We start from the raw sequence: 10,267 nt of genomic DNA on the forward strand, positions 1-10,267 counted from the left end.
GACAATCTCGGAATCGCTGCACCGCTCCAATAGCCCGCAGGCCCGGTGGATCTCGAGCGGCCCGACGATGAATCCCGCCCGCACGTCAGCGCACCGACATCACCACGCCACTGCCGGCGTCCTTCTCGGCCCAGAGAAACTGGCGGACCTTGCGCACGTAAGCCTGAGTCTCCGCATAGGGCGGAATCTTACGCCCGTGCTTGATCACGGCCCCCTCGCCGGCGTTGTAGCCGGCAAGAGCAAGCTCGAGGTCCCAATCGAACATGTCCATCAGATCCCGCAGATAGGCCGTTCCGCCGCGGATATTCTCGACCGGATTGAAGCTGTCCGTCACCCCGTAGCGGGCCGCCGTTCCGGGCATCAACTGCATCAGCCCCTCGGCCCCGGCACGCGACACGGCCTTCGGGTTGTAAGCAGACTCGGCGCGCACGACGGCATGGATCAGCGCGGGCGACAGCCCGTAGCGGCGGGCATTGGCGGCAATCAGCGTCTCATAGGCGGCACGGCGCGTCGCCAATGACCCCGTGATCGGCGCAGCCGCCTTGGCCCGCTTCCCGGTGAGTAGCTTGGGCTGTTTGAGTCCGGCAGAGCGCGTTTCGCTCTCCCGGACCAGCTTCTTCGTCTCGCGCTTCCACTCGAGCCGATATTTGCTGCCTTTCAGCGGCGCGTCCGTAAAATAGACCTTGCCCGCGGCATCGACGTACTTGTAGATGTCCGCCTGAGCCGCGCCCACGACGCCGCACGCCGCCAAGACCACGAAGGTCGCCAGGAGTCCTCGCATCTCATCCCCCCTCGAACGGTGCCGAACCCGGTGCATTCCCGCAGTGCATGCTAAAGCAAGACGGCCGGCGGCGTCAGCCCCTTCGCGTCGGCGGCAAGCGCGTCGCCTGCCGATTCGCAATACATCCGCCCACCGAATGGCTCCACAGCACCAGCATAGACGAATTATCGCCGGGCGCGCGCGACTGTTCTACGCACATACAAATCTTCGAATCGGTGCTCTGAAGGTGGTCGAAATAGCGTCCAAGTCAGGCCGGATCCGTTTGAAAAACGCCCATCATGAGCCATCACGTCATCTCCTAGATCATCAAAAAATTAATCTTTTCAGCAGTGTCTTACCATTGTTCTCTTGTGTAGCATTTTAAGTTCGACACCGCATCGACAACATGAGTAATTTTCGATTGCTTTTCGGCAATCACTTCTTATATCCTCCGCCTGCCTACAGGCTAAAACGTCCCAATGTACCGGGGGGAACATGAATCGACGTTACTTTTTAGGCGCGGCCTTGTCGGCTGTCGCCGCACCTGCATTAGCGAAGAAAACAGTTGATCGTCCGCGTATCCTAGCCTTCAATCATCTCCACACCGACGAACGCCTTGCGGTGACCTATCGGGTCGGCGACCGCTACCAACGTACTGCCCTACAGGAAATCAATCACTTCTTCCGAGACTTCCGGACCGGTGACCAAGTCTCGATGGACCCGCAGCTGCTCGACATCTTGTACGACGTCAAGATCCACCTCGGCGACCCCGACGCCCGCTTCGACGTGCTGAGCGGATACCGGTCGCCGCGCACCAATCAGATGCTCCGGGAAACCTCCGGCGGCGTCGCCAAAAATAGCCTGCACCTCACCGGACAGGCAATCGATGTACGCTTCCCCGACCTTCCGACACGGCAGATCCGAGACGCGGCGATCGCCCTTGGGCGCGGCGGTGTCGGCTACTATCGTCGTTCCGACTTCGTCCACCTCGACACCGGTGCTGTCCGGCGCTGGGGCGCCTGAACGGGGCCGATCCGCGTCGATTCCGCGAGCGGCCGGTCGTCGCTCGCGGAATCGGCGTCTTCGACGATACCGAGCCACGTCGGCTAGGCTCGGTCAACCGAGAATCCGAAAGCCGGATGTGAGCGTCGGCACGTCGACCTCGGTCACCGTCAGTCGCAGTCGTTCGTTCAGCCCGGCCGCATCGCGCGAGCGGACCCGCGCCTCAAGCGCCAAATCCGGAATCACAACAGTTACCTTTCGCTCGTCGCAATCCACGACGACGCCGTCGCCCCGCCACTCCTGATTCTCGCGCAGAAAGACGTGTTTCCAGTGCTGGTTGGAAAGCCGCTCACCGCGTCGAACCGACGCCGCCGCAAGCTCCGCCTGCGCCACGCGCGCCGTCACCTCCTCTTCGGAGAGGCCGGGTCGGCCGGTCAACTCGGCCCTGATTTGCTGATGCACCAAAAGATCGGAGTAACGGCGAAGCGGGCTCGTCGCCCGGGTATAGATCGGGAGTCCGAGCCCGGCGTGCAGCTCCGGCGTACCCGTCAGGCGGGTCGGCTTGAAGCGGCGGCGCCGCGCATACATGGCGGCGAGATCGGTGGCGGTATCCAGTCCATCGGGTAGCGCCTGAGTCGCGTAAGGGATCGGAACCCCGCGTCCCAGACAAAACCGTCCCGCGGCCACCCCGGCCATCAGCATGGCATCCGTCACCATGGCGCGGCTGCCGAGCCGCAGGAGCGGACGGATCCGCACCTTCCCGTCCTCGACCCTGATACTCACCTCGGGCAGATCCAAGCCGGTCGCACCGTCGGCATGACGGCGGATGCGAAAGGGCTCGACCAAGGACCGCATCGCCGCGAAGGGACCTTCGTCGAGGCGCTCCTCGACCCTGTCGTAGCTCAGGCGCTCGACTCGCACCCAGGTGCGGTGGACCTGAATGTCCTCGATCTCGCCCGCAGCGTTGCAGAGCATGCCGAAAGAGAGTGCCGGGGAGATCGACTGCAGCCCGAGCCCGAGCGCATCCGTCACCGTCGCCGGCAGCATGTTGACCACTCCCTCGGGAAGATAGAGGTTCGCCCCGCGCGCCCTCGCCTCGCGCTCGATCTCGGACTCGGCATCAATCAGCGCGGCGACGTCCGCCACGTGGACCCAAAGTCGATCGCCGTCCACACTGATGGCGTCGTCCGGATCCTGATTGCCTTCATCGTCGATGGCGTAGGCGGCAAGGTGCGTCAGATCGAGCCGATCCTCCTCGACCAGTGCAGGGACCGGCAGGTCGGGATCCCGGGTCGGCACCCCGCAACGCGCGGGATAGGGGTTGTGGCTGGCGTGCCAGTGCCCGACCTGCACCAGCGCGCGGTGGGCGTTCTCGGGGGTCTGCTGATGGCCGAGCGCGGCAAGGATCCGGCTGTGCTCGGACTGCCCATGGGCCAGGCGCTCGATCTCGCCGAGTCGATCCCGATCCTCGGGGGCCGGCGCCGCCGCGGCCATGCGTTCGAGGAACGCGTGCCAATCGCGCTCCTCCGCCGCCTTCGCCTCGCGCTCCGCACGATCCCGCTCGACGGCCTCGCGGGGCCGCGCCTGGATCTGCTCGGGGGTCCCGCTGAAGGTCAGCCCCTCGGAAACCAACTGCCAGGCCGCCCAGGCCGTCGCCGGCGTGAAGGCATCGAACGCCAGCTCGGCGAGATCCTTGAGGTTGGTCTCCGATCCCTCCAGCAACTCCCAAGCCGCGAGCAGCTCGCCCTCTTGCGGCGCGAGATCGGCAAGACGATGCAGTGGACCTGGATGAAGAAGCGCGACATCCTTCGCTCGAACGCGTTTGTGTCCGCCGTCGAGCTCGATCTCGATCTTCTCCCCCACGCTGACCACGCGCGCGGGGCGAACCTTGTAAAGCACCAGGCTATTGACCGGCGGACTGCATTGATATGTCGACAAGCTGCTGTGATCTCCCCTGCACCATTGCGCGATCGATCCCTCTCGAGCGCGGTTTTCCCGGCACCTGTTGGTTATGATACCGGAACCGGCCGCCTCTCGACGCAGCATCGTGCGGCCTCCCGGATTCCAGCCCGAGGTAAACAGCATGCATCCAGTTTGGCGAGACCACCTCACCGCGACCTCCACTCGGATCGACGCGAACGGGATCCCCCGCTTCCCCGAGCCCGCCCCCGGCGCGAGCCTCGACTGTCGCCTCTTCGATCTCTCCCAATTCGGACTTCTCGCGGTGCGCGGCGAGGACGCCGTCGGCTTCCTCCAAGGCCAGCTCAGCAACGACGTCCGCGAGCTCTCGGAGAGCCATGTGCAGTGGAGCAGTCATTGCAGCCAGAAGGGGCGCATGCTGGCCACCTTCCTGGTGATGCGGGTCGACGACACCTTTTATCTCCAACTGCCGGCGGAACGCATCCCGGATCTCCTAAAGCGGCTGCGGATGTTCGTGCTGCGCAGTCGCGTAAGCGTCGAGGATGCAAGCGACGACCTAGTCCGCATCGCGATTGCCGGTGATTGTGCCGTGGCCGCAGTAGGCGCCTGCGGCCTCCCGGCGCCCGACTCAGAGAACGGCCTCGCCGTCGCCGCCGGAATCGCTGTCGTTCGCCTGCCGGGTCCCACGCCGCGAATCGAGATCATCGGCCCGCCCGAGCCGCTTCTCGCGCACTGGGGTACTCTGCGAGCGCACGCCGCACCGGCCAACACCGACGCATGGACACTGCTCGACATCCGCGCCGGCATCCCGAGCGTCTACAACGCGACGGCGGACACCTTCGTCCCCCAGATGGTCAATATGCAGCTCATCGACGGCGTCAGCTTCCACAAGGGGTGTTACACCGGCCAAGAGATCGTGGCCCGGATGCAGTATCTCGGCAAGCTCAAACGCCGCATGTACATCGGCGAGGTCGAGAGCGAGACGCCGCCGCAACCCGGCGATGCGCTCTTCTCGCCCGACAGCACCTCGCAGCAAGGCAGCGGGACAGTGGTCGCGGCCAGCCCGATCGACACCGGGCGCTACGCGCTGCTGGCGGTCGCGGAGATCCAGGCGGCCGAATCCGGCGAGGTCAGACTGAGCGAAGGCGGGCCGCTGTTGCGGCTCAAGGCGCCGCCCTACGGGTTCCCGGTCGAGGAATGAGCGACGAGTTAGGGTGATCTCCTGGACTCGGCATCCCCAATGCCCATGTCCACATGCTGTGGATGCGACTGTAGGGGCGACTGTAGGGGCGACTTCAGTCGCCCATACGACCTAGTGGCGGTGCGGGCGACTGAAGTCGCCCCTACCTCGAACCGACCTCGTAATGAGGAGTAAGTCGAGCTATGAGCGATGGCGTCAACAGACTCTCGGAGGCGGTCGCCCCAGGCATCCGGCTTCCCGATCCGGGTGCGCTCGGCGTCGAGGAGTGGGTGCTGACGGCGGTCTTGTGGCTCAAGCTGGGTGTGGAGGCCATGGGGGCGCTGATCATCGGCATCGGGGTGCTCGTGGCGAGCTACCAATTTATCCGCGCCTTGTTCTCATCCGGCATCAGGGACTACAACCCGATCCGGCTCACGCTGGCGCGCTACCTGGCATTGGCGCTCGAGTTCCAGGTCGGTGCCGACATCCTGTCCACCGCAGTCGCCCCGAGTTGGGATCAGATCGGCAAGCTCGGCGCTATCGTGGTCATCCGCACGGCGCTGAACTATTTCCTGATGCGCGAGATGCAGGAAGAGCATCGGGGTCGTTAGTGAACGAACCTCGTAGGTTGTGCTGACGACAGGAAGCACAACACTCACCGCCGGTTGGTTGTGCCTCGCACGGCTCGGCACAACCGACCGCCCGCTTGGCGTGGAGCGCTCCGGTGCGCAGCTTGGCATTACGGTTTCTGGAAATCGTCTAAGGTTATTCGTAAACCCCCGCGGCCAACTCCTTCTCAAGCATGGAAACCTTGAGCTTGAGGTCATCGCGGGCTGCCTGTTTGGCGGCAACGTCGGTGCCGGCGTCGGCTGCCTTGCGGGACTGAACGCTGCTGTCGATCGCGGACACCCGCGCGGCGAGCTCGCGATTGGCCTTGGTCTCGGCGGCGAGACTCCGCTTCAGATCGCCCCACGCGGCGTCGAGCCGGGCATAGTCGGCTTGCCGGCTGCTCAGATCGCCCTTCAGCTTGGACTGCTCGGCCTGAAGCTCGGAGAGCACCGAGCGGAACGAGGCGTTCAGTCGCTGCTCTTGGTCCAACGTCGCCTGCATCTCGCGCTGACGTTCGCCATAGGCGCCGGACGCCAGACATCCGGTGTTCTTGAAGAAATCACGCGCGGTCGGGTCGCACTCGCCCGGCGTCGTGGCACAGCCGGCGATGCCCGCGGCCAGGGCGAGCGCACAGGTGATGAGGGCGGGACGCGCAAACGACACGCCGTTGATTCGAATCGTCTCGATATCCATCATCGCTTACCCGGCTACAGGGGATGCATTGATCTGTTGGTCCATGAGCGCGACCTCCTGCTCCAGACCCGAAATGCGCTTCTTCAGTGAGCCGATCTCCTGGTCCAACTGCGCGGTATTGGTCCCCGACTGTCGCTCGAGATTGGAGATATCCACCCAGTCCTGTTGCTTGGTCTTGAGCGAATTGACCGTGCTCTGCATCTGATCGCGATTGGCCTTCACACCGGCCAGGTCGCGCCTTGCCTGCTCGCTTGAGATGGCCTTGCTGCGATAGGCCGCGTTGACCTGCGCAAGACGTTTGCGGTCGGCGGCGATCACCTCCTCGCTGGTCGCGATCAGACTCGAGATACGCGCATTCTCCGCCCGCACGTCTGCAGTCATGGCCGCGATACGCTGCTCATCGTTCTGATATTGCTGACGCTTGGATTGCACATAGGCGTTGGCGGCCAGCCCGACCGCACAGCCCGCGGCCGCGCCGATCATCATGTTGTCACTGCGTTTGCCGTCGGACAACATCCCGAGCAAGGCCCCCGCGACGGCGCCGGCGGCGCAGCCTTGGAGCGAGGTCTTGGCGTCGAGCTGGGAGGATTGCTGGCGCATGCGCTGCTCGGCAGGCGTCAAGGGTGCGCTCCCACCGTAACCGCCGCTGCTTGTCGAGGTGGTGGCGCAGCCGACCTGAAGGAGGGCCAAGGACAGACCGAAAATGATGATGCTCTTGCCCGTTCGACGCGCGATCGACATCTGTATGCTCCTTGTGAATGGTTCCGCTCGGATGGTTCCGCGGGTGTGCAACCCTGCACGTCCGTTGTCTGAGTTTAGCCGATCGCGCTGCGGTCGAGCGCCGAAAAATGTCGGCTCAACGCAGCTCGCGACACCCTTTGAACCAATTGTCGCGTGCGACAGCGCCCGTTCGCGCATAGTCCAAGACCTGCCGATGGAAGCGCTCCGGATAGATCCCCAGATCCCCGTAGCCACGCGCGGTCAGCTCGGAGCGCAGTCCGTCCAGCTCCGTGTCCAGAACGGCCAGGTCGTCCGGATAGGTCTGCGCCGTGCGGACGATCGAGTCGGCATAGACGCCGATGTTCGCATCCAGCACCGCATCGTCGCGCGCCAGATCGTCGGCCAGCCGGCGGCAGCGCGGATGCACGGCGGCCTCGTTCTCTTTGCAGAGGTCGTAGCGCTGGCGGAGCAGGTCGATGTTGTAGCCTTCGACCGAGAGCTTCTCGCACAGCAGTCCACCGAAGCGCAGGGCCTCGCGGGCACTGCGCGCGCGCTGCTCGTAAAGCCGCTGGTTGGTCCCGGCGACGACGCTGCGCAACCGCTCCAGGCGCTGCTTCATCTCCGGCTCGCCGCTCGCCCGGGCGAGTGCGGTCAGCTCGAGCACCGGATCCTCGAAGGGACGATCGGACAGGACCGGACGCGGCGGCGGCGTCTCTTGCGGCCGGGCGACATCGCTGCCGAGCCGCTCCCAGGCGTCGCGCACGGCGTCGATGCGCTGATTGGACGTCAAGACGGGTGCTGCGAGGAGGACGCGAAAACCCGTGTCGGCCGTCCCGACCGCGCCGCGATCGTCGTAGAAGGGGACCTCGCGCCGCAGCGAGCTGCGCAGGTCCTCGGCACTGGAATGGAGACTGCCGCCGCGCACCACCGCCGCGCCGGGCTGGCCGTGGCGACGCTCCACACGGTGCAGCCGAAAGGGGTCGAGGACATACTCCTCGAGATTGCCCATCACATCGTGAAGGCCGAGCGGGTTCGGCTCGAGCACGCCGATGGGGCGCACCTGACCCTGCGCGTTCTGGTTGAACCAGGCATGGCGTTCGGGTCCGTCCGGCATCGGGTAGAGCATCTCGCGGAACACTGCCGGGCTGACCCGATCGCCCCCGCGCGCCGCATATTCCCACTCCGCCTCGGTCGGCAGACGCACGAAGGCCGGCACACCGTCGGCGCGCGGCAGACAGGGCGTCGCGGTCGCGTCGCAGTCCACGATCGCCTCGGCCCGGGCGCGCAGCCAAAGCGAGTAGCGGTGTGCAAAGTCGAGCGCATCGTGCCAGCCGACACCGCCCTTGGGCAGTCGCGCCGTCGCGCCCTTGCCCGGCTCCGGACAGGCCGCGCCTGAAGCAGCGGCGAGGACCGCGTCGTACTGCAGCGCGGTCACCTCGTACTTGCCGATCAGGAGGCGGCGCCGCTCGCCCTCGGGCGCCTCGAAGCTGCCGGCGAGATGGTCGAGATAGCGATGCTCGGCATAGCCCCGGGTCTCGGTCTCGCTGCCGAGCTCGACCTCGGTATCGGCGAGCGGATCGGTGCCCGCCGTGCCGACCGGGCGGAAGGCCATGGCGCCGCCGCACGGCAGCGGCACGATGACGTCCTCCGGGGCAGGCTTGGGGTTGTAGAGTGCCTCGGGCCAGGTCACCGCGACCTCGGCGACGCCGTGAGCGGCGAAGGTGCACAGCATAACCGCGACCGGTAGGACCATGCCGGACGTGCGGCCTCGACGTCGACCGGAGCTTTGTTGCCCCCGGCAAAGAAGGGCTCTCACGGAGACACGGAGATCACGGAGGAGCAGCAAGAGCAGGACCACAAGGCGGTCGCGTATCGAATCTCCGTGATCTCCGTGTCTCCGTGAGAGATCCGAAAGCTCCGATCGACCCTGCCCCGTCTGTCCAACGCGTCCGACCCGACCCATTCGCCCCGCCTCATCGTATAGATTCACGCAAACCCTCCGCCGGACTCACCCGCCCGGCCCGTATCGCCCCGGCCGTCGACGCGACCAAGGCCACCAGCATGACCAACCCGGCAGCCACACCCAGATCCGCGATGCCGAGTCGGGTCAAATAACCCCCGCCGGCCAGATTCTCGCCCATGACAGCGTCGAACGCATGTGCGCCGATCAGATAGCCGGCACCGGCGAAGAGCAGCCCGAGCCCGGCGATGAGCGACCCTTGGATCACCGGCAGCGCCGCGACCGCGCCGGGTTCGAATCCGAACAGCCGCAGCAGCGCCAACTGACGGCGCTTGCGCTCCACACCCACCCAGAGCGCACCGCCCAAGGCCAGCGCGCAGCCCGCCCCGCCGATCAGCGCGATGACCCGAAACAGGAACGACAGGGTCCGATCCACCGCCTGCACCGAGGCGATCCGCTCGGCCTGGGTGCGAACCTCGATCCCCTCGGCGCTGACCGCGGCGGCCAACGGGCCGACTTGATCCAGTCCGGTCGCGTAGAGCCGGGCGTTGGCGAAGCGCGTCTGACGCTCCGCATAACCGATCGGAACGACGCCGTCGGGCAGCAGATCCAGTGTGCCGTCGCGGTAGTCCTCGGCGGCAACCAAGAGGTCCAGGCTGGTGAAGAGCGCATCGCGCGCGAACCGCGCCTCGGGCACGATGCCGATCACCGAGAGCGGCAACCGCAGGTGCTCGGAGACGCCGTCGCGGGTACGCTTCACGACGGCGACCAGGGCCGCCGGGGCGGCCTGCATCGGCTCGCCCTCCCCCGCCCCGGAAACAGGCTCCCCAGAGACCGGCTCGGCGGACATCAGGCCCAGCCGACGCGCCAAGGTCGCGGTCACCAGGACCTCGCCGGGATGGCTCGGCAGCGCGGTGCCCGGCGGCAGGAGCGGATCGCCGAGCGCGGTCGGGATCACCTCGACCGCCGGCAGCAGGCGCCGCGCCGGGTCCAGCAGATCGACACTGGCATTGATGGTCCGGGTCTTGGGGATCAGGAAGGCGACGTCCGGCCGAGCCGCGATCTCGGCGAGCCAGTCGCGATCCAGCCGGGCGCTGCCGTAGATGACCACCTCCAGGTTGCGCGGGTCGCGGAGCAGGGTCTCGCGCAGGGTCTCGACGACACCATTCTTGAGTCCGAGCAGCAGGAGCAAGGGTGCCAGGATCGCCGCGACGGTCAGCACGAACACCAGTGTGGTGTGCCGATCGTGGCGCAGATCCTTCCAGGCCAAGGCCCAGACCTCGGCGGCGACGGGGCCGGAGGACGACCGTGGGACAGATCGACTGAGTATGCAACCGTTCAATAACAAGTGGTCCATCTTAGCCCCTCTCCCCTCGCGGGAGAGGGGTTGGGGAGAGGGGGGGGATTGAACCGGAATGGCTAA

9 protein-coding genes are annotated in these 10,267 nt (G+C 66.0%); 3 read left to right on the forward strand and 6 right to left on the reverse strand.

Features of this window, described 5'->3' with window-relative positions:
- Nucleotides 1-85: 85 nt before the first annotated feature.
- Nucleotides 86-781, reverse strand: coding sequence for a transglycosylase SLT domain-containing protein (locus tag AADX97_RS07385; RefSeq protein ID WP_374233085.1), 696 nt, complete (start codon nucleotides 779-781; stop codon nucleotides 86-88).
- Nucleotides 782-1,255: 474 nt separating this feature from the next.
- Here AADX97_RS07385 and AADX97_RS07390 point away from each other — a divergent pair, with 474 nt between their 5' ends.
- On the forward strand, nucleotides 1,256-1,783 hold the full coding sequence (locus AADX97_RS07390; protein WP_374233083.1) for a YcbK family protein: 528 nt from the start codon (nucleotides 1,256-1,258) through the stop codon (nucleotides 1,781-1,783).
- Nucleotides 1,784-1,876: 93 nt separating this feature from the next.
- On the opposite strand, the gene AADX97_RS07395 is transcribed toward AADX97_RS07390, so the two are convergent.
- The gene (locus tag AADX97_RS07395; RefSeq protein ID WP_374233081.1) at nucleotides 1,877-3,700 is read right to left on the reverse strand and encodes an RNB domain-containing ribonuclease; all 1,824 of its coding nucleotides are present in this window, start codon (nucleotides 3,698-3,700) and stop codon (nucleotides 1,877-1,879) included.
- A gap of 145 nt (nucleotides 3,701-3,845) precedes the next feature.
- On the opposite strand from AADX97_RS07395, the gene AADX97_RS07400 reads away from it, so the two are divergent.
- Both AADX97_RS07400 and AADX97_RS07405 read left to right on the forward strand, forming a co-directional pair.
- Nucleotides 3,846-4,883 carry a folate-binding protein YgfZ gene (locus tag AADX97_RS07400; protein WP_374233079.1) on the forward strand — a complete coding sequence of 346 codons (1,038 nt, stop codon included), beginning with the start codon at nucleotides 3,846-3,848 and terminating at the stop codon, nucleotides 4,881-4,883.
- Nucleotides 4,884-5,065: 182 nt separating this feature from the next.
- Complete coding sequence (locus tag AADX97_RS07405) at nucleotides 5,066-5,473, forward strand: DUF1622 domain-containing protein (protein WP_374233077.1); 408 nt, start codon at nucleotides 5,066-5,068, stop codon at nucleotides 5,471-5,473.
- Nucleotides 5,474-5,627: 154 nt separating this feature from the next.
- On the opposite strand, the gene AADX97_RS07410 is transcribed toward AADX97_RS07405, so the two are convergent.
- The 4 genes from AADX97_RS07410 to AADX97_RS07425 all read right to left on the reverse strand — a co-directional run bounded on the left by AADX97_RS07410 (nucleotide 5,628) and on the right by AADX97_RS07425 (nucleotide 10,114).
- On the reverse strand, nucleotides 5,628-6,164 hold the full coding sequence (locus tag AADX97_RS07410; RefSeq protein ID WP_374239282.1) for a hypothetical protein: 537 nt from the start codon (nucleotides 6,162-6,164) through the stop codon (nucleotides 5,628-5,630).
- Between the two features lie 6 nt (nucleotides 6,165-6,170).
- Nucleotides 6,171-6,905, reverse strand: a complete 735-nt coding sequence (locus AADX97_RS07415) for a YMGG-like glycine zipper-containing protein (protein WP_374233073.1) — start codon at nucleotides 6,903-6,905, stop codon at nucleotides 6,171-6,173.
- A 115-nt stretch (nucleotides 6,906-7,020) separates the two neighbouring features.
- On the reverse strand, nucleotides 7,021-8,637 hold the full coding sequence (locus tag AADX97_RS07420) for an SUMF1/EgtB/PvdO family nonheme iron enzyme (RefSeq protein ID WP_374233071.1): 1,617 nt from the start codon (nucleotides 8,635-8,637) through the stop codon (nucleotides 7,021-7,023).
- 220 nt (nucleotides 8,638-8,857) lie between these two features.
- Nucleotides 8,858-10,114 carry an ABC transporter permease gene (locus AADX97_RS07425; protein ID WP_374233069.1) on the reverse strand — a complete coding sequence of 419 codons (1,257 nt, stop codon included), beginning with the start codon at nucleotides 10,112-10,114 and terminating at the stop codon, nucleotides 8,858-8,860.
- Between the last annotated feature and the right edge of the window lie 153 nt (nucleotides 10,115-10,267).

This window comes from Thiocapsa sp. C2-2m, assembly GCF_041903745.1.
In the GTDB taxonomy this organism is placed as follows: domain Bacteria; phylum Pseudomonadota; class Gammaproteobacteria; order Chromatiales; family Chromatiaceae; genus Thiocapsa; species Thiocapsa roseilacustris.